At 69.9% G+C, this 25,337-nt stretch carries 26 protein-coding genes and 2 pseudogenes; 16 read left to right on the forward strand and 12 right to left on the reverse strand.

What is annotated here, in order from left to right:
* The first annotated feature begins 59 nt into the window (after positions 1–59).
* Complete coding sequence (locus ABE487_RS05980; RefSeq protein ID WP_346442746.1) at positions 60–455, forward strand: YbaN family protein; 396 nt, start codon at positions 60–62, stop codon at positions 453–455.
* Between the two features lie 28 nt (positions 456–483).
* On the opposite strand, the gene ABE487_RS05985 is transcribed toward ABE487_RS05980, so the two are convergent.
* A complete protein-coding gene (locus tag ABE487_RS05985) occupies positions 484–918 on the reverse strand; it encodes a hypothetical protein (RefSeq protein ID WP_346447058.1) in 435 nt (144 codons plus the stop codon).
* A gap of 24 nt (positions 919–942) precedes the next feature.
* Complete coding sequence (locus tag ABE487_RS05990; RefSeq protein WP_346447056.1) at positions 943–2,052, reverse strand: DNA/RNA non-specific endonuclease; 1,110 nt, start codon at positions 2,050–2,052, stop codon at positions 943–945.
* A 160-nt stretch (positions 2,053–2,212) separates the two neighbouring features.
* Between ABE487_RS05990 and ABE487_RS05995 the strand changes: the two genes are divergently transcribed.
* The 4 genes from ABE487_RS05995 to xerC are packed head-to-tail and all read left to right on the forward strand — an operon-like array spanning position 2,213 to position 4,938.
* Positions 2,213–2,476, forward strand: a complete 264-nt coding sequence (locus ABE487_RS05995; RefSeq protein WP_346451770.1) for a hypothetical protein — start codon at positions 2,213–2,215, stop codon at positions 2,474–2,476.
* 37 nt (positions 2,477–2,513) lie between these two features.
* Positions 2,514–3,359, forward strand: a complete 846-nt coding sequence (gene dapF, locus ABE487_RS06000; protein WP_346447055.1) for a diaminopimelate epimerase — start codon at positions 2,514–2,516, stop codon at positions 3,357–3,359.
* Complete coding sequence (locus tag ABE487_RS06005; protein WP_346442755.1) at positions 3,356–4,027, forward strand: DUF484 family protein; 672 nt, start codon at positions 3,356–3,358, stop codon at positions 4,025–4,027. Before dapF ends, ABE487_RS06005 begins: the two co-directional genes overlap by 4 nt.
* An 8-nt stretch (positions 4,028–4,035) precedes the next feature.
* A complete protein-coding gene (gene xerC / locus ABE487_RS06010; protein WP_346442757.1) occupies positions 4,036–4,938 on the forward strand; it encodes a tyrosine recombinase XerC in 903 nt (300 codons plus the stop codon).
* A 76-nt stretch (positions 4,939–5,014) separates the two neighbouring features.
* Here xerC and ABE487_RS06015 read toward each other — a convergent pair whose 3' ends face one another.
* Positions 5,015–5,215, reverse strand: a complete 201-nt coding sequence (locus tag ABE487_RS06015; protein WP_346451772.1) for a DUF3079 domain-containing protein — start codon at positions 5,213–5,215, stop codon at positions 5,015–5,017.
* 216 nt (positions 5,216–5,431) lie between these two features.
* On the opposite strand from ABE487_RS06015, the gene hslV reads away from it, so the two are divergent.
* From hslV to ABE487_RS06035, 4 genes are all read left to right on the forward strand, one after another.
* A complete protein-coding gene (gene hslV, locus ABE487_RS06020) occupies positions 5,432–5,983 on the forward strand; it encodes an ATP-dependent protease subunit HslV (RefSeq protein ID WP_047135539.1) in 552 nt (183 codons plus the stop codon).
* Between the two features lie 102 nt (positions 5,984–6,085).
* Positions 6,086–7,471 (forward strand): ATP-dependent protease ATPase subunit HslU, encoded by a 1,386-nt coding sequence (gene hslU, locus ABE487_RS06025; RefSeq protein WP_346451774.1) that lies wholly within the window; start codon positions 6,086–6,088, stop codon positions 7,469–7,471.
* 219 nt (positions 7,472–7,690) lie between these two features.
* Positions 7,691–8,047: a type II toxin-antitoxin system prevent-host-death family antitoxin gene (locus ABE487_RS06030; RefSeq protein WP_346442761.1), complete on the forward strand. Its 357-nt coding sequence runs from the start codon at positions 7,691–7,693 to the stop codon at positions 8,045–8,047.
* Between the two features lie 146 nt (positions 8,048–8,193).
* Entirely contained in the window at positions 8,194–8,841 is a 648-nt protein-coding gene (locus ABE487_RS06035; protein WP_346451776.1) for an AAA family ATPase, read from the forward strand.
* Between the two features lie 103 nt (positions 8,842–8,944).
* Here ABE487_RS06035 and ABE487_RS06040 read toward each other — a convergent pair whose 3' ends face one another.
* Positions 8,945–10,066 carry an HlyD family secretion protein gene (locus tag ABE487_RS06040; protein WP_346451778.1) on the reverse strand — a complete coding sequence of 374 codons (1,122 nt, stop codon included), beginning with the start codon at positions 10,064–10,066 and terminating at the stop codon, positions 8,945–8,947.
* A complete protein-coding gene (locus ABE487_RS06045) occupies positions 10,063–11,754 on the reverse strand; it encodes an MFS transporter (protein WP_346451780.1) in 1,692 nt (563 codons plus the stop codon). Before ABE487_RS06045 ends, ABE487_RS06040 begins: the two co-directional genes overlap by 4 nt.
* A 158-nt stretch (positions 11,755–11,912) precedes the next feature.
* On the opposite strand from ABE487_RS06045, the gene ABE487_RS06050 reads away from it, so the two are divergent.
* Positions 11,913–13,091 (forward strand): DUF1176 domain-containing protein, encoded by a 1,179-nt coding sequence (locus tag ABE487_RS06050; RefSeq protein ID WP_346451781.1) that lies wholly within the window; start codon positions 11,913–11,915, stop codon positions 13,089–13,091.
* A gap of 24 nt (positions 13,092–13,115) precedes the next feature.
* Here ABE487_RS06050 and ABE487_RS06055 read toward each other — a convergent pair whose 3' ends face one another.
* Complete coding sequence (locus ABE487_RS06055; RefSeq protein WP_346442770.1) at positions 13,116–13,571, reverse strand: nucleoside deaminase; 456 nt, start codon at positions 13,569–13,571, stop codon at positions 13,116–13,118.
* A 139-nt stretch (positions 13,572–13,710) separates the two neighbouring features.
* Here ABE487_RS06055 and ABE487_RS06060 point away from each other — a divergent pair, with 139 nt between their 5' ends.
* Positions 13,711–15,258 (forward strand): TerC family protein, encoded by a 1,548-nt coding sequence (locus ABE487_RS06060; protein ID WP_346451783.1) that lies wholly within the window; start codon positions 13,711–13,713, stop codon positions 15,256–15,258.
* Positions 15,259–15,265: 7 nt separating this feature from the next.
* Positions 15,266–16,027 (forward strand): bifunctional demethylmenaquinone methyltransferase/2-methoxy-6-polyprenyl-1,4-benzoquinol methylase UbiE, encoded by a 762-nt coding sequence (gene ubiE, locus ABE487_RS06065; protein ID WP_346442774.1) that lies wholly within the window; start codon positions 15,266–15,268, stop codon positions 16,025–16,027.
* A gap of 115 nt (positions 16,028–16,142) precedes the next feature.
* On the opposite strand, the gene nfi is transcribed toward ubiE, so the two are convergent.
* Entirely contained in the window at positions 16,143–16,838 is a 696-nt protein-coding gene (gene nfi / locus ABE487_RS06070) for a deoxyribonuclease V (RefSeq protein ID WP_346442776.1), read from the reverse strand.
* A 113-nt stretch (positions 16,839–16,951) separates the two neighbouring features.
* Here nfi and ABE487_RS06075 point away from each other — a divergent pair, with 113 nt between their 5' ends.
* The 3 genes from ABE487_RS06075 (at position 16,952) to ABE487_RS06085 (ending at position 20,101) form a co-directional block, all read left to right on the forward strand.
* Entirely contained in the window at positions 16,952–18,946 is a 1,995-nt protein-coding gene (locus tag ABE487_RS06075) for a M1 family metallopeptidase (protein ID WP_346447042.1), read from the forward strand.
* A 137-nt stretch (positions 18,947–19,083) separates the two neighbouring features.
* On the forward strand, positions 19,084–19,818 hold the full coding sequence (locus tag ABE487_RS06080; RefSeq protein ID WP_346447040.1) for a hypothetical protein: 735 nt from the start codon (positions 19,084–19,086) through the stop codon (positions 19,816–19,818).
* A 34-nt stretch (positions 19,819–19,852) separates the two neighbouring features.
* The gene (locus tag ABE487_RS06085) at positions 19,853–20,101 is read left to right on the forward strand and encodes a hypothetical protein (RefSeq protein ID WP_346447038.1); all 249 of its coding nucleotides are present in this window, start codon (positions 19,853–19,855) and stop codon (positions 20,099–20,101) included.
* 9 nt (positions 20,102–20,110) lie between these two features.
* On the opposite strand, the gene ABE487_RS06090 is transcribed toward ABE487_RS06085, so the two are convergent.
* The 3 genes from ABE487_RS06090 to ABE487_RS06100 all read right to left on the reverse strand — a co-directional run bounded on the left by ABE487_RS06090 (position 20,111) and on the right by ABE487_RS06100 (position 23,516).
* The gene (locus tag ABE487_RS06090; RefSeq protein ID WP_346447036.1) at positions 20,111–20,611 is read right to left on the reverse strand and encodes a hypothetical protein; all 501 of its coding nucleotides are present in this window, start codon (positions 20,609–20,611) and stop codon (positions 20,111–20,113) included.
* Positions 20,612–20,703: 92 nt separating this feature from the next.
* Positions 20,704–22,188, reverse strand: coding sequence for an MATE family efflux transporter (locus ABE487_RS06095; RefSeq protein WP_346451784.1), 1,485 nt, complete (start codon positions 22,186–22,188; stop codon positions 20,704–20,706).
* Positions 22,189–22,289: 101 nt separating this feature from the next.
* The gene (locus ABE487_RS06100) at positions 22,290–23,516 is read right to left on the reverse strand and encodes a GGDEF domain-containing protein (RefSeq protein ID WP_346451786.1); all 1,227 of its coding nucleotides are present in this window, start codon (positions 23,514–23,516) and stop codon (positions 22,290–22,292) included.
* 394 nt (positions 23,517–23,910) lie between these two features.
* Here ABE487_RS06100 and ABE487_RS06105 point away from each other — a divergent pair, with 394 nt between their 5' ends.
* Positions 23,911–24,474, forward strand: a complete 564-nt coding sequence (locus ABE487_RS06105; protein ID WP_346451788.1) for an NAD(P)H-dependent oxidoreductase — start codon at positions 23,911–23,913, stop codon at positions 24,472–24,474.
* A gap of 97 nt (positions 24,475–24,571) precedes the next feature.
* Here ABE487_RS06105 and ABE487_RS06110 read toward each other — a convergent pair.
* Positions 24,572–24,745 (reverse strand): annotated as a pseudogene (locus ABE487_RS06110) (carbohydrate kinase family protein); the annotation flags it as partial.
* Positions 24,734–24,930, reverse strand: a pseudogene (locus tag ABE487_RS06115) (MATE family efflux transporter); the annotation flags it as partial. The pseudogenes ABE487_RS06115 and ABE487_RS06110, both read right to left, overlap by 12 nt.
* Between the last annotated feature and the right edge of the window lie 407 nt (positions 24,931–25,337).

Genomic DNA, 25,337 nt, shown 5'->3' on the forward strand with positions numbered 1-25,337 from the left:
CCGGCCGCACGGCGCCCGAGGACACGCGATGCGGCGCTGGCCGTGCATAGAATGCGCGCATGCATCGTCGCACGCGCTTTCGCTGGGCCTGGTGGCTGCTGGCCTACGCCAGCCTGGGCCTCGGCATCCTGGGCATCTTCGTGCCGGGCCTGCCGACCACGGTGTTCATCCTGATCGCCGCCTGGGCCGCCTCGCGTGGGTCCGAGCGCCTGCATCGCTGGCTGCTTGCGCACCCGCGCTTCGGGCCGTCGATCCGCGACTGGCAGGCGCATGGCGCGGTCAGCCGCCGCGCGAAGTGGTTGGCGACGGTGGCCATGCTGGCTTGCTCGGCGATTCTGGTGGCGCTCGTACTGGCGATCCCGGCCCACCGCTGGTGGATGAGCGCGCTGCCGATCGGCTGCATGGCCGTCGTCGGCACCTGGCTGTGGTTGCGGCCCGAACCGCCGGCGGCATGATGCGCAGGTGCGCGCTGCGACAGTGCACTCAGCGCGCGCCGGTCTCGGCCTTGTAGCGGTCCAGGAACCCGTCGAGCGGCGAGTAGAGCAGGTCGCCGGCCAGTCGCCGCGGCGGCTCGTAGGAAAAATCGAACGAGAACCGGCCGGTCGGCTCGATCGTCAGCAGCACGCTCGACCACGCGCCGCGCTCCTCGCGCATGGTCTCGCGCAACGCCACCAGCGCCTCCTTGGCTGCTCGCGAGAGGCGGAAGTCCACGTCTTCGAGTGGCTGCGCGGGGATGGCCGCGATCGCGGAGGTCTGCGAGCTGATCCTGCGGCCGCCTTCGGTGTCGATTTCGGCATGCAGGCCGATGCGCTTCCACTCGCGTGCGCCCCATTCGCCTTCCATCATATCGGTGACGCAGGCGGCGACTTCGCGCACGACCCGTTCCTGGGCTTGCTGGATGGTGATGGCGTCGAGCATGGGATTCCGGGCGGGACTCGGGGATCAGTGGATGTTATCGAAATCGAACTCCACCCACTTCCCGCCTTCCTGCCGGTAGGCGGCGACGAAGCCGTCGGGCCGCGATGTCGTGTTGCCGGCGTCGTAGTAGGGCTCGACGCGGATCTGCACGTCGAGCTCCGGATTCTCCTGCTTGAGTGCGCGGATCTGGCCCTCGAACTGGTGGCCGTAGGCGCCGGTGTTGAGGTTCTTGGTGCCGTCGGGCAACGGCTTGCCGTTGCCGGGCACGACGTTGAGCCGGTTGGTCGGGCCGGCGAATGAGTCGGCGATCAGGTGGAAGCCGACGTCGGTGGGATAGCCCTCGTGTCCGATCTGCCGCTGCAGGCCGGGATCGTTGCGGCCGGCGGGTTCGAGCGACACGCTGCCTTCGGCCTTGACCACACGGCCGGCCTCGTCGGTGCTCCAGCGGTAGTCGCCGAACGCGTAGACCGTATCGGGACGTGCGGCGTTCGCGGCGACATTGAAGTCGTCCATCGTGTCGAACTGCAGCAGCGGCCGCCCGCCGACGGTGCGGCCGGTGTCGGCGCGGGCGAGGATCTCGGCCAGATCGGCGGCGTCGTCGCCGCGCGCGGCGACGCGTCCGCCATCCCCCAGGTCCTGCGCGTGCTCGGCCGCGCGCGCGGCATCGGCGATATCGCCGGCGGCGTCGGCCGCCTTGGCGCCCTTGGCGGCCTTGTCGACGCCCTTGGTGCCGGCGACCGTGAGCACCAGCTCGGCGGCGCCGCGGCCGATCGCCTCGCCGTAGCGCCCGGCCTGCCAGTCGTCGACGATCGGGTCGACGACCGCATCGACCAACAGGCCCGGATTGCGCGCGATCGTGGAGACCAGGTCGGCCGCGGCCTCCATGCGCTCGCCGCCGCGTTCGGCCGAGGGCAGCCAGTCGGGGACATCGAGCGTGTCGCCGGTCGCCTGCGTGTAGAGCGCCGACGCGCCGTCGGCCAGCCAGCCTGCCGGGCCGAGGTCATAGCCGGTCTTCAACGCGTTCGCGCCCAGTGTCGCCACGCCCTCGCCGGTCTCCCAGAGCACCTCGCCGGCCCCCTTGAACGCACCGCCCACCTGCGAGGCGGCGCTGCCCAGCCCTTCGAGAATGCCCATCGTGCGGTCCTGTGGCGCGTGACCCTCGCAGTGTGGGCGGCGGGTGCTGGGCCGGACAATCTGGGGCCGACCCTACTGCGTCCATGAACACGCGCATCCGTGGCGCCCGCCGCCGCGTATTCGGGCGGACCGGCGGCCGCGGCGCCTGTACACTTCGCCGATGAGCAACCGTCTTCCGATCGTGCTGACCGCCCTGTTGCTGGCCGCCTGCGGCAACAAGGCCGACCTGCTGATGCCCTCCCAGGTGCCGCCGGAGGACGCCGGCCGCTTCCTGATCAAGTCCTCGGTGCCGACGCGCGCGCAGCGCGACGCCGGCACCGACGCAGTGCAGGAGGACGCGGACGACGCTAACCCGGCGCAGGACCGCCCCGCGCCCGCGGTGCCGGTGATCCTGGACGTGCCGCCCGCGACCGGGACGCCGTGACCGGGCGCAGGCCCGTCGCTTCGAGGGCCCGGTGTTGATGGCCGCGTCTTCCCCGCCGCTGCGCTTTTCGAAGATGCACGGCGCCGGCAACGATTTTGTCGTGCTCGACCTGCGCGACGGCACGCCGCCGCCCGATGCCGAGCAGTGTCGCGCGCTCGCCGACCGGCACCTCGGCGTCGGTTGCGACCAGATTCTGACCATCGAGGCGCCGCATGCGGCCGGGGCGGTGGCGCGCTATCGCATCTGGAATGCCGATGGTTCGTCGTCGCAGCAGTGCGGCAACGGCGCGCGCTGCGTCGCTGCCTGGCTGGTGCGCGACGGTGTGGCGGGCACGAACGGTTTCGTGCTCGAAAGCCCCGCTGGCCTGCATGCGGTCGATCGCGAGGGCACGCACTTCCGTATTGCGATGGGCGTACCGGCGTTCGCGCCCGACGACGTACCGCTGGCCAGCTTCAACGCCGCGCCGTTGTACACGGGCGTGCTCGACGACGGCACGTCGGTGGCCTTCGGGGCGGTGTCGATGGGCAATCCGCATGCGGTGATCGAGGTCGACGACCTTCAGGCCGCGCCGGTGGCGCGCATCGGTGCGGCCTTGCAGGCCTCGCCCTGGTTTCCCGAATCGGTCAACGTCGGGTTTGCGCAGGTGTTGGCCGCGGACAAGATCGCGTTGCGCGTGTTCGAGCGTGGCGTTGGGGAAACCCGCGCCTGCGGCAGCGGCGCCTGCGCGGCGGTCGCGGTGCTGGCGCGGCGCGGTCGCATCGCGCGCTGCGCCGACGTATCGTTGCCCGGCGGCACGCTGCGCATTGCCTGGCCCGAGGATGCAGCCACGCTGACGATGGCCGGCCCGGCCGCATTTGTATTTGAAGGGGAGTGGAGCGCATGAGCGAGACCACCGAGACACTTGGCGCGCACGAAGTGGCCGCCTGGCTGCGTCGGCAGCCCAAGTTCCTGCAGCAGTTTCCGGATCTGGCGCTGACGCTGGTCGTGCCGCGCGACGACGGCCCGGCGGCGTCGCTGGCCAGCTACCAGCTCGAAGTGTTGCGCGACAAGAACCGCGAGCTGTCCAAGCGCCTGCGCGAGCTGTATGCGATCTCGCAGGAGAACGAACGCCTGGCGGTGCGCACCCACCAGCTGACGCTGGCGCTGATGCGCCAGCCCGACGCGGCCTCGACGGTGCGCGCGCTGGCCGCCACGCTGGCCGAGGATTTCAACGGCGACCTGGTCCGCCTGGTGCTGTTCGCGCCGGTCGCCGGGCTCGACGAGGACTGGCTGCAGATCGTCGCGCGCGACGACCGCCGCCTGCAGCCCTTCGTCGACTGCCTCAAGGACGAGGCGCCGCTGTGCGGCCGCCTGCATCCCGACAAGCAGTCGCTGCTGTACGGGCCGCGGGTGGACGAAGTGCATTCGAGCGCCCTGCTGCCGATCGAAGGCGTCGGCCTGGTCGCCGTGGGCAGCCGCGACCCCAACCGGTTCTATCCGGGCATGGGCACGCTGTTCCTGCACATGATGGGCGAGGCGTTCGCGGCGGCGATGAAGCGCTACGCCGGCTGAGCGTGGCGATGTCGGCCGACGTCGAGGCGTTCCTGGCGCATCTGCAGGTCGAGCGGCGCATGTCGGCGCACACGCTCGACGCCTACCGCCGCGACCTCACCGCGCTGGCCGCGTGGGCCGAGGACAGCGGAAACGCTGACCTGCGCGCCTTGCAGGCCGACGACATCCGCGCCTTCGTCGCTGCCGGCCATCGTGGCGGCCTGTCGGCCAAAAGCCTGCAGCGACGGCTATCGGCGTGCCGCAGTTTCTATCGTTGGCTGCTGCGGCACGGCCACGTCGTCGCCAATCCCGCTGCCGGCGTGCGCGGCCCCAAGGCGCCGCGCAAGCTGCCGCAGGTGCTCGATGTCGACGAGGCGACGCAACTGGTCGAGGTGCCGACCGACGCGCCTCTGGGCCTGCGCGACCGCGCGCTGCTCGAGCTGTTCTATTCGTCGGGCCTGCGCCTGGCCGAATTGGTCGCGCTGCGCTGGCATGACCTCGATCTCGACGGCGGGCTGGTCACGGTGTTGGGCAAGGGCAGCCGTCAGCGCAGCGTGCCGGTCGGCTCGCATGCGATCGTGGCGCTGCGCGCGTGGCGCGCCGAGAGCGGCGCCGGCGCCGACGCGCCGGTCTTTCCCGGCCGCGGTGGCGGCCCGATCACCGCGCGCGCGGTGCAGATGCGGTTGCGGCTGCTCGCCCAGCGCCAGGGCCTGTTCAAGCGCGTGCACCCCCACCTGCTGCGGCACTCGTTCGCCAGCCACGTGCTCGAATCCTCGGGCGACCTGCGCGGCGTGCAGGAACTGCTCGGCCACGCCGACATCGCCACCACCCAGATCTACACCCACCTCGACTTCCAGCACCTGGCCAAGGTCTACGACGCCGCGCATCCGCGCGCGCGGCGCAAGCGCGGCGCCGCTGGCGAGGACGGCTGACGCGCAGGCGTTGCGCGCGGAAGACCGGCCCTGGAACCCGAGGCCGCGGAGGTCCATCGACGAGACGGTCGTCGCGTCAGCACTTCGCGTGCTTCGGGCGATCGGGTTCGGGCTCGATGCCCCAGGCGAGGTACCAGTCCTCGCCGTCGTTCTCGATCGGGTGCTGGGTGCGCCCGGCGCCGTTGCCGCAGGCCAGGGCATCGGCCGCGCAGTACGTGTCGCAGCCCCAGCAGATGCGCTCGGGGTGTTTGGGGTGCAGCGGAAACGGTTTGGCCATGCCTGTGTCTTGTCGGGACCGGTTGCCAGCATTGCGTGTCGATCGGCCGCGCGCCTTGATCCAGGACAAAGGGCGCGGCATCGCGCGTCGCGCGCCAACGGGGCTGCGCGGCCCCGAAATGTGCTCGGGGATGTCTCGCGATGACCAGCCGTGGGTGCGTGGGTTGAATGGGGCGCGTGGACGCCCCACTGATGGGGTTCGATCCACGGAGGCCGCATGGACCCCAGCCAGAATCCCAATGTCTTCCACGCCACGACGATCGTCTCGATCCGCAAGGGCGGCAAGGTCGTCGTCGCCGGCGATGGTCAGGTCACGCTCGGCCACACCGTGATGAAGGGCAATGCCCGCAAGGTGCGCCGGCTCGGCGACGGCAGCGTGCTCGCCGGTTTCGCCGGTGCGGCGGCCGATGCGTTCACGTTGTTCGAACTGTTCGAGGCCAAGCTGCAGCAGCATGGCGGGCAATTGGTGCGTGCCGCAGTCGAGCTGGTCAAGGACTGGCGCACCGACCGGCGCTACGGAAAGCTCGAGGCGCTGCTGGCGGTGGCCGACAAGGACACCTCGCTGATCATCAGCGGCAACGGCGACATCATCGAGCCCGAGGACGGCATCGTCGCGATCGGCTCGGGCGGCTCCTATGCGCTGTCGGCCGCGCGTGCGCTGCTGGCCCATACCGACCTCGACGCCCGCACCATCGCCACCGAGGCGTTGCACATCGCCGGCGACATCTGCATCTACACGAATCGGAACGTCGTCGTCGAAGAACTCTGAAGGCGGGATTGGGGATCCGGGGCTCGGGATTCGGCCAGCCGATCCTGCCCGTCGATCCGCCAGTCGCGCGCCCCTCCGCTCTTACGAAGCCCGAATTTCCCCATGCCCAATTCCAGCTCGTCCACCATGACCCCGCGCGAGATCGTGCAGGAACTCGACCGCCACATCGTCGGCCAGAATGCGGCCAAGCGCGCGGTCGCGATCGCGCTGCGCAACCGCTGGCGCCGGGCGCAGTTGCCCGATGAACTGCGCAACGAGGTCATGCCCAAGAACATCCTGATGATCGGTCCGACCGGCGTCGGCAAGACCGAGATCGCGCGTCGGCTGGCGACGCTGGCCAATGCGCCGTTCGTCAAGGTCGAGGCTACGCGTTTCACCGAGGTCGGCTACGTCGGCAAGGACGTCGAGCAGATCATCCGCGACCTCGCCGACACCGCAGTCAAGCTCTACCGCGAGCAGGCCAAGGTGCGCGTGCGCACGCAGGCCGAGGACCGCGCCGAGGACCGGATCCTCGACGCGCTGCTGCCGCGGCGCGAGACGCCGTCGCAGCCGTTCGGCTTCGGCGCGCAGCAGGCCACGGTCGACATCGGCGCCGAGCCGTCGTCGAAGGAATCCGAGACCCGGCAGAAGCTGCGTCGCCAGTTGCGTGCCGGCGAACTCGACGAGCGCGAGATCGAACTCGAACTCAGCGCCGGTCAGGGCATGGACATCATGACCCCACCGGGCATGGAAGAAATGGGCCAGCAACTGCGGCAGATGTTCGCCAACCTGGGCGGCGGCAAGACCCAGAAGCGCAAGCTGACGATCCGCGCCGCGCGCCCGCAGCTGATCGAGGAGGAAGCCGGCAAGCTCGTCAACGAGGATGACGTGCGCGAGGCCGCGATCGAGGCCTGCGAGCAGCACGGCATCGTGTTCATCGACGAGATCGACAAGGTCGCCAAGCGCAGCGAGGCCGGCACCACCGGCGGCGACGTCAGTCGCGAAGGCGTGCAGCGCGATCTGCTGCCGCTGGTCGAGGGCAGCACGGTCAGCACCAAGTACGGCTCGGTGAAGACCGACCACATCCTGTTCATCGCCTCGGGCGCGTTCCATCTCGCCAAGCCCAGCGACCTGATTCCCGAGATGCAGGGCCGCTTCCCGATCCGGGTGGAGCTCACCGCGCTGACCAAGGACGACTTCGTGCGCATCCTCACCGAGCCCAAGGCGGCGCTGACGCGCCAGTACGTGGCGCTGCTGCGGACCGAAGGCGTGGAGCTGGCGTTTGCCGACGACGCGGTCGAGCGGCTGGCCGAGATCGCCGCGCACGTGAATGAGCGGCAGGAGAACATCGGCGCGCGGCGCCTGCACACCGTGCTCGAACGCCTGCTCGACACGCTGAGCTTCGAGGCCCCCGACAAGGGCGGCACGGTGACGATCGACCGCGCCTACGTCGATGCGCACCTGGGTGAGCTGGTGCAGGATCAGGACCTGAGCCGTTACATCCTCTGAGAACCTGTCCAAGGTCCTGCTGCGCTTGCCAAATGGCGCGCGTGCGGTGCTCGGAATGCTCACGTACCTGCACGTACGCTGCGCTTCCTGCGCTCCGCCACGCGCCATTTGGCGGCGCTCGCGACGGACCTTGAACAGGTTCTGCCGCCGCGCCGGGTTCACAGCCGCAAAAGGGAAAAATGGGTATATTGGCCTCACGTCCATCGTGAGGCCGTTCCCATGTCCGTTGCCCCCAAGTTCGATGCACTCGACGCGCTGCCGCGCACGCCGGCGTCCGATGTCAAGAAGCTGGGCTGGCGCGGGGTCATGAAGTCGGTCGCTCGCGACGGCCAGGTCGTGGTGACCCACCACAACACGCCCGAAGCGGTGATCCTGTCGGCCGAGACCTACGACGCGATCCTGCGCGCGCTGGAGGCGGCCGCGGCGCCGCAACGTTCGGCGCTCGAGGACCTGCAGGCGAAGTTCGACGCCAGGCTGGCGTCGCTGGAGAGCGCCGATGCCGGTGACCGGCTGCGCGCGATCATGGCGCGGCCGGCTACGCTGCGCGGCAAGGTCAAGGCCGGCGCCTCGCATTGAGCCTGCGCGGGCGGCCGGGCGGGCGGCGCACGCGCCGGATGCGCGGTGATACGCCCAGGCGTGGGGCCGCCGCCGCGGGCAGGCCCGGCGAGCCTGAACGCACGCGCGGCGCGAAGCGCAGTGCAGCGGTCGACGAGGGCGCCGTCATGCGGCGGCCGGTGCTGTTCGTGCTCGCGGGCGTCAACGGCGCCGGCAAGAGTTCGATCGGCGGCCACCTGCTCATCGACGCCGGCCTGAGCTGGTTCAATCCCGACGAGTTCGCGCGCGCCCTCGCTGCCGCCACCCGCTGCAGCCAGCGCGAAGCCAATGCCGAGGCGTGGCAGGAAGGCATGCGGCGGCTCGACGCGGCCGTTGCCGCTGGCCGGGACCACGCCTTCGAAACCACGCTGGGCGGCAACACCGTGCCGGCGAAGATCGCCCAGGCCGCGCGCACGCACGACGTGCTGATGTGGTTCTGCGGCCTGTCGTCGGTCGACCAGCACATCGCCCGCGTACGTGCTCGCGTCGCTGCCGGCGGTCACGATATTCCCGAAGCCGACATCCGTGCGCGCTGGCACCGCTCGCGCGAGAACCTGATCGTGCTGATGCCACACCTGGCGCACCTGCAGGTCTACGACAACAGCGTCGAGGTCGCCCGCGGCCGTGCCGTGCCCGATCCGCGGCGCGTGCTGGAGATGGTGGCCGGGCGCTTGGTGCATCCGGCGCCCGACGATTTCGGCGTCTTGCGCGCGACGCCAGGCTGGGCGCAGCCGCTGGTCGAGGCCGCGCTGGCCGCACAAGATCGACGTGCCTAGCGGATCGTCGTCGAGCGCGGCAGCGAGGCTTGATCTGAAGCCCTCCCCCGCACGCGGGGGAGGGTTGGGTGGGGGCAAACAATCAGTTCGATAAAGAACACGCTCAGTGCGTCGGTGTGCGCGGCGCATCGTCAGATGCATCTCGCGCGCCCGCGGTGTCCACCGAGACCACCACCGACATGCCCGGGCGCAGGCGTTCGGCCAGCGGCTGACCGTGGTCGATCGCGATGCGCACGGGAATGCGCTGGGCGATCTTGACGAAGTTGCCGGTCGCGTTGTCCGCCGGCAGCACGCTGAATTCCGAGCCGGTCGCCGGCGAAATGCGCTCGACGCGCCCGCTGAGCCGCGCGCCGCCGAGGGCGTCGACGGTGAAGGTTGCCGGTTGTCCGACGCGCATGTCGGTCATCTGCGTCTCCTTCATGTTCGCCAGGATCCAGATGTCGGCCGGCACCAGCGCCATCAGTTGGGTGCCGGCATTGACCAGCGCCCCCTGACGCACGGTGACCTGTCCGAGAAGCCCGTCCTCGGGCGCGACGATGCGGGTGTTGTCGAGGTCGATCTTCGCCAGTCGCACCGCCGCCTCGGCGCTGGCGACGGCCGCCTCGAGGCTGTCGCGGTTGACCTCGACGCTGCGCGCGTCCTGCTCGGAGATCTGCAGCGCCGCCCGCGCCTGCGCGGCGGAGGCGCGGGCCTGCGCGCTGTTGGCGCGCGCAAGGTCGCGATCGTGCGCAGAGATCAGCTTCTGGTCGGCCAGTTGTTCGAGCCGGCGCAGGTCGATCGTGGCGACCTCGGCCTGCGCGCGCGTGGCCGCGATGTCGGCGGCGCTGCGCGCGATCCCGGCCTCGGCGCTGCGCCTGGACTGCGTGGCGTTGGCCAGTGCGGCCTGCTGCACCCGCAGATTGGCCTGCACCTGTTCGTAGCGCTGGCGGTAGATGCGGTCGTCGATCGTGACCAGCAATTGACCACGGGTGACCGCCTCGAAGTCCTGGACGGCGACGTGGGTCACATAGCCTGTGACCTGCGGCGCGATCAGCGTCACCCGGCCGCGCACCATCGCGTTCTCGGTGCTCTGCACGCTGCTGCCGAACGGCGGCAGGCGCCAGGCGTAGAGCACGATCAGGATGCCGGCGAGCGCGACGGTGGCGAACGCCGCGATCTGCAACGTCCGTCGCCGGCGCGCGGGCGCGGCGGGCTGTTCGGGAGTCGATGGGGCAGGGGTGCTCATGCGGGGTCCGGTGTTGCGGGTACGGGCGGCGCGGGCGTGCGCAGGCGCGCCCACGCCCGGGAGGCGATGATCCACACCAATGTGCAGAACGCGATGAAGGCGATCATCAGGAACACGTCGTTGTATGCCAACACAGTGGCCTCGCGGCTGGCCGTCGCGCCGAGTGCGCGCAGCGCGAGTGCCTCGCGCAACGCAGGATCGGCAACGGTGGACGCGTAGCCCTGGGCGGTCGCATGCACGCGCGCGGCGACCTGGGGATCGAGCAGGGTCAGGTGCTCATTGAGCACGCTGGAATGGAACTTCTCGCGCATGGTCTGGAATGTGCCCAGCAACGCCGAGCCGAGCAGGCCGCCCAGGTTCTGGGTCATGCCGAACAGCACGACGAAGCTGATGAGGTTGCGCGGCTGGCTGATCACCGGGCCGATGCCGGCGATCATCATCGGCCCGAGGAAGAACGTGCTGCCGAAGGCCAGCAGGAACTGGCTGAGGTACATCTGCTCGGGCCGGGTGACGTTGCTGGCCTGCGCGTCCATCAACGCACCGGCCATCATCAGCAGCAGCGAAAACAGCACCGGCTGCCAGGTCTTGGCTGGATTGATCGTCGCCGCGCTGGCCGCCAGGCCGGCGACGCTGCCAGCCAGCACGATCATGAACAGCGTGTGCATCTGCGCATTGCCCAGGCCCAGTGCCTGGAGGAAACCGACGGCGCCGGTGGCCTGTTCCGACAGCACGATGCGGATCAGCACGATCGCCAGGGCCAGCCGCAACATCGAGGCGGTCGCCAGCCAGCGCGTATTGAGCAGCGGACGCGCGCGGAAATGCTCGATGGCGATGGCGGCGGTCACCAGTGCGACGGACGCCGCGAGCGCCCAGCCGAGCCAGGCGGTTTCGGTCCACCAGCCGATGCGGCCCTGCGCCAGGACCGCGGTCAGCAGGGCGACCCCGGGTGCGAACAGGCCGAAGGTCAGAAAATCCAGCGGCTCGAATGCCTTGTGGCGATCCCCCGGCGGCAGCTTCAGCAGCAGCACGCAACCCAGCGCCAGCAACGCCAGGCCCAGTTCGAACAGATACAGGCCGCGCCACTCGCCGAACTCGAGCAGGTCGGTCGAGAACACCCGCGCCAGCGGCAGCGCCAACTGCGCGATGCCCAAACCCAGCACCAGCCCCCGCAGGCGGTGCTTCTGCGGGCACGCCTGCAGCATGTAGTACAGGCCGAGAGTGTTGAGCGCCGCGCCGGCGATGCCGTGTCCGGCGCGGACCGCGATCGCCGACCCCAGGTCATTGACGAACAGATGCGCCAGCGTGATCAACGCGTACACCACCAGGAAGGCTTCGGTGAACAGCCGCAGGCCGAACTGCTGCCTGAACTTCACCAGCAGGATGTTCATCGACACGTTGGTCATCACGTACGCGGCGGGCAGCCAGGCGACCTCTGCCGCGTAAGCGCCGAGCGCGCCCTGCAGGTCGAGCAGGTTGGCGGTCACCAGGGCGTTGCCCAGGCCGCCGGTGATCGCGATCACGAACCCCACGACGCCGTAAGCCACGCGCATTGGCGTGGAATGCAGCGGGGTCGATGGCGATCCCGGCATCATTGGCCGCTCATGCGGCGCCCACGCACGCGGTGCGTAGCGGTCCGCGCGGGGCGATCGCGGCGCGGGGGGCGGAGCAGGCGGCGGAACGCGCGACATGGCGCGCAGTCTGGACGCGCAACCGGCATGCCGGCAAGGCGCCGCGCGCACCGGAGCGTTGCGCCCGACCTCGCCCGGATCCCATGTGATGGCCGCGTCGACGTCGCGTCGGTCGCGGCGACAGACAATGGCGTCTCCGTCCGCAAGAGCAGTTCGCGATGTCCATCGTCCGCCCCTTCGTGCTTGCCTGCGCCGCGCTGCTGGCCGCGTGCACGGAACCGGTGCCGCCAGCAATGCCGGATGCCGCCACCACGGCGTCGGCCCCTTCCCCCGCGCCGGCAACCGCCGCGCACGATGCGGACACGACGGCGGGCGCCACGTCCAGCGCGGTCGCGCCGCTGTATCGGCAACTGCGCGACTTCACCGTGGCCTGCGACAACGGCCGGGCCTGCGAGGCGATCGGCGTGAACGACGGGGCGTTCGGTCTGGTGCTGCGGCTGTCGCGCGCGCCGGGCGGCGACGGTGCGCAGCGGCTGCAACTGGGCACGTCGGACGGCGCGCCCAAGCCGGCCACGCTGCGGCTCGACGGCGTGGCCGTGCCCGAACTGGCCGCGCTGCCGTGGCGACGCGACGACGACCGCGATGCGCTGACGCTCGATGCGGCCGCCGACATCGCGACGTTCATCGCGCTGGTCGGCGATGGCACTCGGCTATCGGCTGGCAGCGGCGAGGACGCGCCGGTGGTGTCGCTGTCGGGCTTGCGCGCGGCGTTGCTGCTGATCGACGAGCACCAGCAGCGGCTGGACACGCCCAGCGCCTGGGCGCGGCGTGGCGAGCGCGATTCGACAGCCGTGCCCGGCGGGCCTGCGCTGCCGAGGCTGCATGCAGCGGTGCCGCCGCCGGCATTGTCGCCACAGGACGCCACACGGCTGACCGCCGCAGTCCGCGCACAGGCGGCCGACGCGCTGCGCGAGGCCGACTGCAACCCGCCGCGCGAGGGCTTCGACATCCGCGACCAGGACGCGGCGTATCCGCTCGATGCCGAGCGCGCCCTGGTGTTCGTCGCATGCCTGAGCGGGGCCTATCAGACCTCGAGCCTGGCGTTCCGCACGGCACGCGACGGCAGCGGCGCGACCCGCATCGTGCCGCCGGGTCCGCCCGGACTCGATGATGCCGGCTCGGACTTCGCGCTGCTCACCAATGCCGATTACGCGCCCGACACCGCCACGCTGTCGCATTTCGCCAAAGGGCGCGGGCTCGCCGATTGTGGCGCAGCGGCGCAGTGGCGCTACGACGGACAGGCGTTCGTATTGGCGCAGTACGCCGAACTGCGCCGCTGCGGAGGCGCGGCGCCCGGCGATTTCCCGACGCTGTGGCGTACCGAGACGGCGCGCTGAGCGCGCCTTTGTCGCGGGACCGCGTCAGTCCTCGCCGATGTCCTCGTTCCAGACCTGGGGGTGCGCGGCGATGAAGCCGCCGAGCAGGTCGATGCAGTCCTGGCTGTGCAGGTCGATCACCTCGACGCCGTGCTCGCGCAGCCAGTCGATGCCGCCGCGGAAGGTCTGCGACTCGCCGACGACGACTGTGCCGATGCCGAACTGACGGACCAGGCCGCTGCAGTACCAGCACGGCGCCAGCGTCGTCACCATGATCGTGTCGCGGTAACTGCGCTGGCGACCGGCCTTGCGGAAGGCATCGGTCTCGCCGTGCACGGACGGATCGTCTTCCTGCACGCGGCGGTTGTGGCCGCAGCCCAGCAGCCGGCCATCGCGGTGATAGAGCGCTGCGCCGATCGGGATGCCGCCCTCGGCCAGGCCCTGGCGGGCTTCGGCGATGGCGGTGTCGAGCAGGGCGCGGTAGTCGGGCGTGGCGATCATGGGGCGGTCGTGGCAGCGCGGGGCCTGCAGTCTGACGTGCCTGTGCGATGCGGTCGAGCGGGCGCGCCGGCCGCGGCAAATTCTTAACATTCGCGTGGCAGAATCCGCGCTCCTCTCCGCACGCGATGCAAGAACACCTATGGAATGGCTGGCCGACCCGACGATCTGGATGGGTCTGGCGACCTTGGTGATCCTGGAGATCATCCTGGGCATCGACAACCTGGTGTTCATCGCCATCCTTGCCGACAAGCTGCCTCCCGAGCAGCGCGACAAGGCACGCATCATCGGACTGACCCTGGCGCTGCTGATGCGCCTGGTGCTGCTGGCGTTGTTGGCGTGGATCATGAAGCTGACCGCGCCGCTGTTCTCGGTCTGGGAACACGCGTTCTCCGGGCGCGACCTGATCCTGCTCGTGGGCGGCCTGTTCCTGCTGTTCAAGGCGACGATGGAACTGCACGAGCGGCTCGAGGGCCGGGAGCACGACAGCGGCGGCAAGAAGGCCTATGCCGCGTTCGGCGTCGTGGTCGCGCAGATCGTCGTGCTCGATGCGGTGTTCTCGCTCGACTCGGTGATCACCGCGGTCGGCATGGTCGAGCACCTGGGTGTGATGTACGCCGCGGTGATCATCGCGATGGCGGTCATGATGCTGGCCAGCAAACCGTTGACGCGCTTCGTCAGCCGCCATCCGACGGTCGTCGTGCTGTGCCTGGGCTTCTTGCTGATGATCGGCTTCAGCCTCGTCGCCGAGGGGCTGGGCTTCAAGATTCCGAAGGGCTACCTGTACGCGGCGATCGTGTTCTCGATCCTGATCGAGGCGTTCAATCAGTGGTCGCGCTACAACCGCGAGCGCCACGTGCGCCAGCTGCCGTTCCGCCAGCGCACGGCCGACGCGGTGCTGCGTCTGCTCGGCGCGCGTCCGGACACGGCGAGCGAGGGCGGCGCCATCGAGCCGGCCGAGCAGGCGCCCGATGGCGAGCGCCTGGAGGCGGCCGAGCACGACATGATCCGCAGTGTGCTGACCCTGGCCGAGCGACCGGTGTCGAGCGTGATGACGGTGCGCGGCGACATCGAATGGATCGACGCCACGCGCGGGCTGGGGCATGCGACCGAGCGGCTGGTGCAGTCGCCGCACACGCGCCTGCTGGTCTGCGACGGCGAGCTCGACCGCCTGCTGGGCGTCGTGCAGAGCAGCGACCTGTTGTCGAGCGTGCTGCAGGGCCGGGCATTGAACGTGACCGAGTTCGTCCGCGAGCCGCTGGTCGTGCCGGAGGGCACGTCGACCTTGCGCGTGCTCGAGCAGATCCGCGCCCATCCACTCCCGATCGCGGTCGTCGTCGACGAGTACGGCAGCATCGAAGGCATGGTCACCGCGAACGACCTGCTGGCCACGATCGCCGGCGACCTGGCCGATACCCAGGACGCCGACTATGGCGCGGTGCGGGGCGAGGACGGTGCATGGCTGGTCGACGGCTCGATGTCGATGCAGGACGTGGCGCTGGCGACCGGCCTGAGCCTGCCGACCAGCCCGACCTACGTGACCCTGTCCGGGCTGGTGGTCCACGCCCTGGACCGGATGCCGGCAGAAGGCGACGAGGTGACCATCGACGGCCACGTGCTGCGGGTCGAATCGCTGGAACGGCGCCGGGTCGGGCGCCTGCGGATCGCACCGGCCCCGAATGAGGGATAATCGGCCCATGAGCGACGAATCCTCCAGACCCGGCACCACCCATTTCGGCTTCCGCGACGTCCCCACCGGCGAAAAGCAGAAGCTGGTCGGCCAGGTGTTCTCCTCGGTCGCAGGCAACTACGACCTGATGAACGACCTGATGAGCCTGGGCATCCACCGGGTGTGGAAGCGCTATTTCGTCGCGACCGCGCAGGTGCGCCGCGGCGACCGCGTGCTCGACCTGGCCGGCGGCACCGGCGATATCGCGGCCCTGCTCAAGAGCCGGGTCGGCGAATCGGGCGAACTGGTGCTCGGCGACATCAATGCGGCGATGCTGCGCACCGGGCGCGACCGCATGACCGATCGCGGGCAGGTGCGCGGCTTCGAGTATGTGCAGTGCAACGCCGAGACGCTGCCGTTTCCCGACAACAGCTTCGATCTGGTGACCATTGCCTTCGGCCTGCGCAACGTCACCGACAAGGACGCGGCGCTGCGCGAGATGCAGCGTGTGCTGCGCGTCGGCGGCCAGGCGCGCGTGCTGGAGTTCTCCCAGGTCAAGCCCGAGTGGTTCCGCCCGCTTTACGACTTCCACTCGTTCCAGGTGCTGCCGCGGCTGGGGCGGCTGTTCGCCGGCGACGCCGACAGCTACCGCTACTTGGCCGAGTCGATCCGCAAGCATCCGCCGCAGGACGAGCTCAAGTCGATGATGGACGCGGCCGGCTTCGTGCGCTGCCGTTACCGCAACCTGTCGGCCGGCATCGTCGCGATCCACGACGGCTTCAAGGCCTGACGCCCGACGGCCGGCGTGGCGCCGGCCCGAAACAGCGCAGGACGAGCGCGAGCCGCGCCTGCTCGCAGCGTGCGACGAAGCAACGTGCCTGCGCGGTGCGCCTTGAAGCCGCGCCTCACAACAGCGTGGCCGCGACCTCGATGGCGCCGCGGCGCGAGGCGAGCCGGTCGGCCAGCCGGGTCGGTTCGGGCAGACGGTAACCACGCAGGCAGCGCAACGTCCAGCCCAGCGCGCCGTCGACCGAGATCCGGTGCCCGGGCGAGACGATCAGTGGGTTGCAGCGTGCGCGGCTGCGCAGCGCCCAGCCGATGTGCGCGCCGCGGTCGCGCAGCGGCGACCGGTCGCCTGGCGCATCGCCCGGTGGTTCGAACTGGCCGGCCAGGCGCTTCTTGGCCACGCCGATACTGGCCAGGCCGGTGGCCACACCGAAGTGCGCCGCGATGCCCAGGCGCCGCGGATGTGCGATGCCCTGACCGTCCACGAACACCAGGTCGGGCGTCTGCGACAGCTGCGCGAGCGCAGCCAGCAAGGCCGGCAGCTCGCGGAAGCTCAGCAGTCCGGGCACGTAGGGCATGCGGGTCGGCAGGCGGGCGACATGGGTTTCGACCGGCTGCAGCGATTGCGCATCCAGCAGCACCGCCGCGGCGCGGGTGACGGCGCCGGCGTCCTCGAACCCCACGTCGAAGCCGCCGATCCAGCGAACGCGCGCCGGCAGCCTGTCCTGGAGCACGACCTGCGCAGCCAGGCGCGATTGCAGGGCGCGCGCCTGGGCGGGGCTGCCGTCCCAATCGCCGAATGTGGCCTCGTTCATGCGCGTAGGCTGCAACGTACCCGGTCGCCGGGACGTGCACGGCCGGGGTGTCAGCAGGCGGCGCGGGGCGACGGAGTAGACTGCGCGTCGGTTCTTCCGCCGCGAGACGTTCCGTGATCCGAATTCCCCCGTTCCGTTTCCCGCAGCTGGCCTCGGTGCTGCTGTTGTCCCTGTCGGCCCTGGTGATCGGCGGCTGCAAGCCCGAGGCCGGCACCGCGCCGACACCGCCGGCCAGCGAAAAGCCGCCGGCCGAGGCCGCCGACCGTGACGAGCATTCCTATGCCGAGCCCGACAAGGTCGTCACCGAGAACTTGGCGCTGGACCTGGCGCTCGACTTCGACGCCCGCACCATTGCCGGGACCGCGACCTACACGCTGCAGTGGACGGATCCGGCGGCGACCGAGCTGGTGCTCGATACGCGCGCGCTGACGATCGACAAGGTCGAAGGCGAGGCCGGCGGGCAGTGGCAGCCGCTGCACTACGCGCTGGCCGATGCCGACGCCACCCTGGGCAGCAAGCTGACGATCCAGGCCCCGGACCGCAATGCCCGGATCCGCGTGACCTACACCACCTCGCCCGACGCCTCGGGCCTGCAGTGGCTGACGCCGGAGATGACCGAAGGCAAGAAGCTGCCCTTCATGTTCAGCCAGTCGCAGCAGATCCATGCCCGCTCGTGGGTGCCGCTGCAGGACACGCCGGCGATCCGCTACACCTACAGCGCGCACGTGACCTCGCGTCCGGACGTGATGGTGCTCATGAGTGCGGACAACGATCCGGCCGCCCAGCGCGACGGCGACTACACGTTCAAGATGCCGCAGAAGATCCCGTCCTATCTGATGGCGATCGCGGCCGGCGACCTGGTGTTCAAGCCGATCTCCGAGCGCAGCGGCATCTGGGCCGAGCCGGCCACGATCGACCGCGCGGTGGCCGAGTTCGCCGACACCGAGAAGATGATCGCCACCACCGAGCAGCTCTATGGCCCCTACCGCTGGGAGCGCTACGACCTGCTGATCCTGCCGCCGTCGTTCCCCTACGGCGGCATGGAGAACCCGCGCCTGTCGTTCATCACCCCGACCGTCATCGTCGGCGACAAGTCGCTGGTTTCGCTGGTCGCCCACGAGCTCGCGCACAGCTGGTCGGGCAACCTGGTGACGTTCTCCAGCGCCAAGCACGGCTGGCTCAACGAGGGCTTCACCAGCTACGTGGAGAACCGCATCGTCGAATCGGTCTACGGCAAGGAGACCAGCGACATGGAGTTCGTGATCGCCCGCAATGCGCTCAAGGAGAGCATTGTCTCGATGCCCGAGCCGGTGCAGGCGCTGGCGGTGAAACCGGGCACGGTGCTCGACGCCGACGACGCGCTGAGCGCGGTGGCCTACGACAAGGGCGCCTGGTTCCTGCAGTTCCTCGAGCAGCGCTTCGGCCGCGAGCCGTTCGATGCGTTCCTGCGCGGCTACTTCGACCATTTCGCGTTCCAGAGCATCACCACCGAGCAGTTCCTGGCGTACGCGAAGGAACATCTGTTCGACAAGTATCCCGGCACCGTCAGTGATGCCGAGATCCAGGAATGGGTCTACGGCCCGGGCATCCCGGCCTCGGCGCCGCAGGTGATGTCGCGCAACTTCGGCATCGTCGACTCCGCGCGGCTGGCGTGGCTGGGCAGCGCGCAACTGCCGCCGCGCCAGATCACCGATGCCTGGTCGACGCAGGAGTGGCTGCATTTCCTCGACAGCCTGCCGGCGACGCTGACCCACGAGCAGATGGCCCAGCTCGACGGCGCCTACCACTTCACCGGCACGGGCAACGGCGAGATCGCGATGCGCTGGTATCCGCTGGCCGTGCGCAGCGGCTACACCGAGGCGAACGCGGCATTGGCCGAGTTCACCGCGCGTGTCGGCCGTCGCAAGTTGATCATGCCGATCTACGACGCGCTGGTGCAGACCGAGTCCGGCCTGGCGCTGGCCAAGGAGATCTTCGCCAAGGCGCGTCCGGGCTACCACCCGATCACGACCGGCTCGGTGGAGAAGGTGATCGACGAGGCCAAGCCGGCCCCGGCGGTCGATCCCTCCGCGCCTGCGGTCGACGAGGCCGCCCCCGCGGCCAACTGACGGCCGGTGCCGTCCTGCGCGGCCGCCTTCGGGCGGCCGCGTGCGTTTTGGATGGGCGCCGCGGTGCGGACGCCTGCTACGCTGATGCGGCGCGCGCTGTCGTGGCGGCGCCCCGCCGAAGAATCGAGGACATGCCCATGCCCGCCGTTGCCCGCCCGCTCGCTGCCGCCCTGTTCGTCGCATCGCTGGCGCTTGCCGGTTGCCAGGACCGCGAGGCGCAGGCTGCCGCTCAGGCCCAGGCCCAAGCGCAAGCCAACGAGCAACAGGCGGTCGCCGGCGAACGCGACTTCGAAGCCGCCGTCGCCGCCGAGAACTGGGCGTTGGCCAAGGCCCAGGCCGACGTGCTGCTGTCGCGCTACCCCCAGACCGAGGCGGCCGGCCGCGTGCGGGCGAAGTTCGATGAAGTCCGCAGCCGCGGCGACGCGGTGCGCGAGCAGGCGCGGACGGCGGCCTTGTGGAGCTACGACACCCGGCCTGCCGACGGCGGGCAACAGGTCTCGGCGGCGATCTATGCGCGCCAGCCGGTCGACGTCGACGGCAGCGGGGCCAAGCCCGTGCGGCTGATCTTCCGCGACCATCCCTCGTGGGGGCGCAGCAGCTACCTGGTGCTGGAAGCCGGGGATTTCGACTGCTATCCCAGCTGCCGGGTCGAGGTGACGGTGGACGAGGCCGCGCCGCGCCGCATGGCGGCCAACCGGCCGCAGACCGACGAGGCGATCGCGATGTTCATCGACGACGAGAAGGCGTTGTGGCGTCTGCTCGATGGCGCGAAGACGCTCTCGATCGCCTTCCCGGTCAAGGCCGGCGGCACCCGCACGGCGGTGTTCGAAACCGCCGGGCTCGACCGCGCGCGGATGCCGGGCTGGCAGTGAGCCGGCGGCGCAAAGCGCTGGGACGTTCGTACTGATGGACGTGGCCATCGTCGTGGTGGTCAGTGCCTTGGCGCTGGCACTGCATGTCGTCCTGTTCGTGGTGTTCCGGCGCTGGATGGACCGCGACCTGGCGCTGTCGTTCGCCGGTGACGACCCCGCCCGCCGCGCCTACATGCTGGCGCAGTTGCAGCAGGCCCGGGCGCAGGGCATCGGCCGCCGCGCGCTGCCCGATTGGCTGGCCCGCGCTGCGGCGAAGGCGCCGGGCGACGCGCCCGCCGCCTGACGCCGGCTTTTAGTTGCAGTTGGCCTGCGCGACCCGCAGCTGCTGGGCGGCGGCATCGCGTTCGCGCGCGATCGCGCGCTGCTGGTTCTCCTGTTGCGCGCGCAGGCCCGAGCGGTCGGTCGGATCGGCGCCGACAGCGCCGGTCGCCGCGCGCTGCGCCTGCGTGGCGGCCAGCCCGCGCTGGGCCGCGGCGACACGCTGGTCGGACACCGGTTGCACGGCGCTGCGCGCGGTCTGCAGGCAGCGCTCGCGCTGCGACAGCGCTGGGGTGGGCGTGACCGGGCGGGTGACATCGTTCGAGAGTTGCCGCGTCGGCTGCGGCGCGCGCAGCGTGGCGGCCGGTGGCGGGGGGGCCTGCGGGCGCAGTTGCTGTGGCGCGGGCGCGGGCGCTGCGGGCCGCGCGACCGCGGCAGGCGGCGGATCGGCCGGATTGCGCAGCTGTTGCGCCGCGACGGGGGCTGCGAGGCCGGCGCAGGCCAGCACGGCGGTCAGCAAGGGAGCGGGGCGCATGGACGTCTTCCAGGAAGCGGGCAGATGTCCTTCCTACAGCGGGCGGGCGTATGTCGGCGTCAATACGCTTTGTAGCCGGGCTGTTCAGGTCCTCAGTCGGCCGTCGTCTGCGCTCGGCACGGCGGCATGCCAGCGACTGGGGCCGGCGGCGGGGCCGGGACTTCGGCCGGGATCGCGACCTGTTCATCGGCGAGCATGCGCGCCGCACGCCAGCCGCCCCAGCGGTAGTAGCCGACCGCCAGCAGCATCGCCACCAGCGCGCTGGCCGGAAAGCTCCACCAGATCGCATCGGCGCCGAGCGTGGGCTGCAGCCAGGTGGCGAACGGCACCCGCACGCCCCACAGGGTTGCCCCCAGGATCAGCAGCGGCGGCAGCACCGCGCCGGTCGAGCGCACCACGCCGAACAGCACGAAGGTCACGCCGAAGAACAGGAACGACCAGATTGCGATGCGATTGAGGTGGCGTGCGGCCTCCAGCGCGGCGCTGGCCTCGGGCAGGAACAGCGCCAGCGCGTGGCGGTCGAGGCCGATCAACACCGCAATCAAAACGCCGGTCATCAGGAAGTTGATCGCCACGCCGGTCTTGGCGACCCGGCCCACGCGGTCCCAATGGCCGGCGCCCACATTCTGGGCCGCCATCGTCGAGCACGCCGCGCCGATCGCCATTGCGGGCATCTGTACATAGGTCCACAGCTGCAGCGCGGCGCCGTAGGCGGCGGTGGTCTCGACGCCGTGCGCGTTGACCATTGCGATCATCGCGATCATCGCCGCCGACAGCATCACCATCTGCAAACCCATCGGCAGCCCCTTGGCGAGCAGTGCGCGAACGATCGTCCAGTCCGGGCGATACAGCGCGCGCTCGTCGCGGCCGATCCAGAGCCGATGGCGACGGTGCCGCAGCCAGGCCAGCATCGCCACCAGCCCCAGCGCGTTGGCGATCAGGTTCGCGGCCGCCGCGCCGGCCATGCCCATCTCCGGCAACGGGCCGACCCCGAACAGCAGCAGCGGCACCAGCACGATGTCCAGCGCGACCACCAGCAGCAGGAACAAAAACGGGGTGCGCGAATCGCCGGCGCCGCGCAGGATCGCCGACAGGAACGCGAGCGCGTACAGGAACGGCACCGCCAGGAAGATGATCCGCAAGTACGCCTCGGCATGCGGCAGTGCCGACGCCGGCGTGCCCATCCAGTCGAGCACCGGTCCCGAAAGCGGCAGGCCGGCGAGCGCGACGAGGACCGACACGCTCACAAAGAACGTCGCGCTGGTGCCGATCGCGCGCTTGGCCGCGGTGAGGTCGTCGCGGCCGATGGCCTGTGCGACGAGGATCGTCGCGGCCATGCCGACGCCGAACACCGCGCCCAGCAGGAAGAACAGGATGTTGTTGGCATTGGCGATCGCCGCGATCGCATCCTCGCCCAGGAACCGGCCGATCCAGATCGCATTGACCGAGCCGTTGAGCGACTGCAAGGCATTGCCGCCGAGGATCGGCAGCGCGAAGACCAGCAGCGTGGTGGCGATCGGACCGCGGGTCAGGTCGCGCGGGCGGTCGGTGGCTGGGGTGGCTTGGCGTCGTGACATCGGCGCATTCAAGCTGGCCGGGGATCGTGATGCGGTGAGGGTGCAGTCGGCTGGGGGTGGCGCGCGTGAAGGGGCGGTCACTTTCATTGACCAGTCGCCAGTCAGGGATCGCAAATGACCCCGGCAAGGACGGGCACTTCAGAAAGTGCACTCTGACCCCGGTTCTGGTTCGTGCTCGTGTCGCCCCATTCCACCCGGTTGCGCCCCGCGTGCTTGCCGCGATAGAGCGCCGCGTCCGCCACCTGCATCGCCTGCTCCAGCGACGCATCGTCGTCGAAGCGCCCCGAGATGCCCACGGTGACGGTGCAGCGCAACGCCTCGCCATCCGGCGTCTGGAGCCGGGCCGTCGATACGACGGCTTGGCGGATGCGCTCGGCCACGCCGCCTGCGGTGGCCTCGTCGGCGCCTGGGCAGACCACGGCGAACTCCTCCCCGCCCATCCGGCATACGAGATCCTCCGCGCGGACAGCCTCACGCAGGACATCGCTGATGGCGCAGAGCACGGCGTCACCCGTGTGGTGACCGTATTGGTCGTTGATGCGCTTGAAGTGATCGAGATCGATCAGCAGCAGGCGAGCGCCGTTCGAATGCCGCTGTTGCATCTTGAGTGCCTCGGTCAAGCCGCGGCGATTGAGCAACTGCGTCAGCGGATCGCGCGCGGCCATGTCGCGAAGCCGGTCGGTCAGGCGGCGCAGAACGAGCCAGACGATGAACGGTGGAATGATGGTCGCCAGCGAACACATGTAAACGTAGAAAACCACCTGGAACTGTCCATCCATGTGCAGCGTCGCCAGGCCACCGGCCAGCAACTTGGCCAGTTTGAGCGCGTTCAATACCCCGATGCCGCTGATCAGCGCGGCAAGCAGCAGCGCCTCAGCGCGAAGATCGCGGGCGAACGTACGCAGGCCCGCCACCAGCACGACCACCATGCCAACGAACCACAGGGCACACACTGCCGAAAGCAGCGCGTAGCGCGCCACCGGTCCCCAGGCCCATTCCACCAGGATCTGCACGACCACATGGCCCAGCCCGAGCGCAGCCAGCGGCCGGAGCAGTGGCGTCGGCCGACCAAAGAAGCGCAGGCCGCCCACGCTGTAGGCCAGCAGTGCGCCGAGTGTGAGCGCATGATTCAACACGCCCATCCAGCTCAGCCCCACCGAGCCTTCCAGCAACTGCAGCATGTACGCAGCGCCGAGGATCAGGTTGCCCACGGCGAAGGCATCTGTCCCCATCCTGTCGCGGCCCAAGCGCCTGCTGATGAGCAGGAACATCACCGAGAAGCTCAGCAGGTAGGCACACAGCATGCCGACGAGAAGCGTGGCGATCATAAGGCGCTCGAAGTCGGAACAAGGGCGAAGACAGGCCGCAGGTCTGCACGCCGCATCCGCTGGCGGGATGCCGAAGTTCCCCCTTCGGCGCGCGCGACTGGATGTCAGGACGGGCAGGCCTGCCCCGTCCGATTGGACGGCGACAGCTTAGTACCAACGGCTGGGCAGCGGTGAACTTGAGCCTGCGTCGGCATCCTGACGGTGCGCGAAGGGCTTGCGTACGTTGCGCACGGTGCCGCTGGGCGGGGTGGCGATGCTTCGCTCGGCCTGCCGGGCCGGGTGGACGCCTGGCCGGCTGTTCATTTCATCCCGATCCCCGAATGCGTGGGGCATGGTGTGGGGGCATTGGTCGCCGATGCCCCAGTCGCGCCCTTCCACCCACAAGGAGTTCCCCATGCCCGCACCCAGAATCGCCGTGCTCGTCGGCAGCCTGCGCAAGGCCTCGATCAACCGCCGTCTGGCCAACGCCCTCGAACGTCTCGCCGCCGACCTTGCGACGTTCGTGCACGTGGAGATCGGCGACCTGCCGCTCTACAACCAGGACGACGACGACGCACCCTCGGCGCAGGTCGTGCGCCTGCGCGATACGGTGCGCGGCGCCGACGCGGTGCTGTTCGTCACGCCCGAGTACAACCGCTCGGTGCCTGGCGTACTGAAGAACGCGATCGACCACGGCTCGCGGCCCTACGGCCAGAGCGTGTGGGCAGGCAAGCCGGCCGGCGTTCTCGGGGCCTCGATCGGCAGCATCGGCTCGGCGCTCGCCCAGCAGCACCTGCGCAACATCCTCGCCTATCTGGACATGCCGACCCTGGGCCAGCCCGAGGTCTTCCTGCACGCCAAGGACGGCGTCTTCGACGACGACGGCGGCTTCGGCAAGGCCAGCCGCGATTTCATGCAGGGCTGGCTGGAGTCCTACCTGACATGGATCGCGCAGCACGGCGCGCCGTCGCGCCACTAAGGCGACGCTGGAGGCCTTGGGCGTCACGCGGGCGCCGGGCCGCCCGCGTCAAGGCGTGCTGCAGGCGCGGTGGGTTCGCCGCGCCTCGAGGCCGCTTTCAGGCTTGCTTGCTTTCCAGCGAGTACCCGAACTGCTGCCGGAACTGCAGCGAGAACTCCTCGTAGTCGAAGCGCTGGTTCTGGGTGCCGTGGTGCTCGACCTTCAGTGCGCCCATCAGATTCCCGATGTGGCCGATGGTCAGCCAGTCGTAGCCTTTGTCGATGCCGAACAGCGCAGCGGCACCAGCACGATCTCCAATGCGACCACCAGCAGCAGGAGCAGAAATGGGGTGCGCGCGTCGTCGGCGCCGCGCAGGATCGCCGACAGGAACGCCAACGCATACAGGAACGGCACCGCCAGGAAGATGATCCGCAGATAGGCTTCGGCATGCGGCAGCGCCGAGGCCGGTGTGCCCATCCGTTCGAGCGCCGTGCCCGAAAGCGGAAGGCCGGAGCGATGCTCGTGAGTGGGGGCGTTTCATCATGCGGGTCGAACAGATCAAAGATCGTAGCGAGCTTGGCACCCATATCTAGTCAACGGGCGGGAAGGCGCATTGGAACGGGCCGTTCAGACGAGCGGCTACGCTAGCACTCTCCGACGAATTCCCAGAAGCGGCCATGCGCTGGGCATCACGAAGAATTGTCCCTAACGCCATTCATTGGGTACCACTCAATCATTCGTCAAAAATCTAATTGCCCGGCGTCCGTCGGCTGGGCAGACTCAACTTCCAAGTGCAACACCCGGCGGAGTGTAGGGTGTCGCGATGGGAAAACAGTACAGCCACCTGAGCGCGGAAGAGCGCGCAGTGCTTCAGGTCGAGCGCA

The organism is Luteimonas sp. TWI596 (assembly GCF_039674105.1).
Lineage (GTDB): Bacteria > Pseudomonadota > Gammaproteobacteria > Xanthomonadales > Xanthomonadaceae > Luteimonas.

Bases quoted from the DNA above. Each gene is read 5' to 3' on its own strand.
- ABE487_RS05980 (WP_346442746.1), top strand. From the start codon at position 60: ATGCATCGTCGCACGCGCTTTCGCTGGGCCTGGTGGCTGCTGGCCTAC.
- ABE487_RS05985 (WP_346447058.1), bottom strand. From the start codon at position 918: ATGCTCGACGCCATCACCATCCAGCAAGCCCAGGAACGGGTCGTGCGC.
- ABE487_RS05990 (WP_346447056.1), bottom strand. From the start codon at position 2,052: ATGGGCATTCTCGAAGGGCTGGGCAGCGCCGCCTCGCAGGTGGGCGGT.
- ABE487_RS05995 (WP_346451770.1), top strand. From the start codon at position 2,213: ATGAGCAACCGTCTTCCGATCGTGCTGACCGCCCTGTTGCTGGCCGCC.
- dapF (WP_346447055.1), top strand. From the start codon at position 2,514: ATGGCCGCGTCTTCCCCGCCGCTGCGCTTTTCGAAGATGCACGGCGCC.
- ABE487_RS06005 (WP_346442755.1), top strand. From the start codon at position 3,356: ATGAGCGAGACCACCGAGACACTTGGCGCGCACGAAGTGGCCGCCTGG.
- xerC (WP_346442757.1), top strand. From the start codon at position 4,036: ATGTCGGCCGACGTCGAGGCGTTCCTGGCGCATCTGCAGGTCGAGCGG.
- ABE487_RS06015 (WP_346451772.1), bottom strand. From the start codon at position 5,215: ATGGCCAAACCGTTTCCGCTGCACCCCAAACACCCCGAGCGCATCTGC.
- hslV (WP_047135539.1), top strand. From the start codon at position 5,432: ATGGACCCCAGCCAGAATCCCAATGTCTTCCACGCCACGACGATCGTC.
- hslU (WP_346451774.1), top strand. From the start codon at position 6,086: ATGCCCAATTCCAGCTCGTCCACCATGACCCCGCGCGAGATCGTGCAG.
- ABE487_RS06030 (WP_346442761.1), top strand. From the start codon at position 7,691: ATGTCCGTTGCCCCCAAGTTCGATGCACTCGACGCGCTGCCGCGCACG.
- ABE487_RS06035 (WP_346451776.1), top strand. From the start codon at position 8,194: ATGCGGCGGCCGGTGCTGTTCGTGCTCGCGGGCGTCAACGGCGCCGGC.
- ABE487_RS06040 (WP_346451778.1), bottom strand. From the start codon at position 10,066: ATGAGCACCCCTGCCCCATCGACTCCCGAACAGCCCGCCGCGCCCGCG.
- ABE487_RS06045 (WP_346451780.1), bottom strand. From the start codon at position 11,754: ATGTCGCGCGTTCCGCCGCCTGCTCCGCCCCCCGCGCCGCGATCGCCC.
- ABE487_RS06050 (WP_346451781.1), top strand. From the start codon at position 11,913: ATGTCCATCGTCCGCCCCTTCGTGCTTGCCTGCGCCGCGCTGCTGGCC.
- ABE487_RS06055 (WP_346442770.1), bottom strand. From the start codon at position 13,571: ATGATCGCCACGCCCGACTACCGCGCCCTGCTCGACACCGCCATCGCC.
- ABE487_RS06060 (WP_346451783.1), top strand. From the start codon at position 13,711: ATGGAATGGCTGGCCGACCCGACGATCTGGATGGGTCTGGCGACCTTG.
- ubiE (WP_346442774.1), top strand. From the start codon at position 15,266: ATGAGCGACGAATCCTCCAGACCCGGCACCACCCATTTCGGCTTCCGC.
- nfi (WP_346442776.1), bottom strand. From the start codon at position 16,838: ATGAACGAGGCCACATTCGGCGATTGGGACGGCAGCCCCGCCCAGGCG.
- ABE487_RS06080 (WP_346447040.1), top strand. From the start codon at position 19,084: ATGCCCGCCGTTGCCCGCCCGCTCGCTGCCGCCCTGTTCGTCGCATCG.
- ABE487_RS06085 (WP_346447038.1), top strand. From the start codon at position 19,853: ATGGACGTGGCCATCGTCGTGGTGGTCAGTGCCTTGGCGCTGGCACTG.
- ABE487_RS06090 (WP_346447036.1), bottom strand. From the start codon at position 20,611: ATGCGCCCCGCTCCCTTGCTGACCGCCGTGCTGGCCTGCGCCGGCCTC.
- ABE487_RS06095 (WP_346451784.1), bottom strand. From the start codon at position 22,188: ATGTCACGACGCCAAGCCACCCCAGCCACCGACCGCCCGCGCGACCTG.
- ABE487_RS06100 (WP_346451786.1), bottom strand. From the start codon at position 23,516: ATGATCGCCACGCTTCTCGTCGGCATGCTGTGTGCCTACCTGCTGAGC.
- ABE487_RS06105 (WP_346451788.1), top strand. From the start codon at position 23,911: ATGCCCGCACCCAGAATCGCCGTGCTCGTCGGCAGCCTGCGCAAGGCC.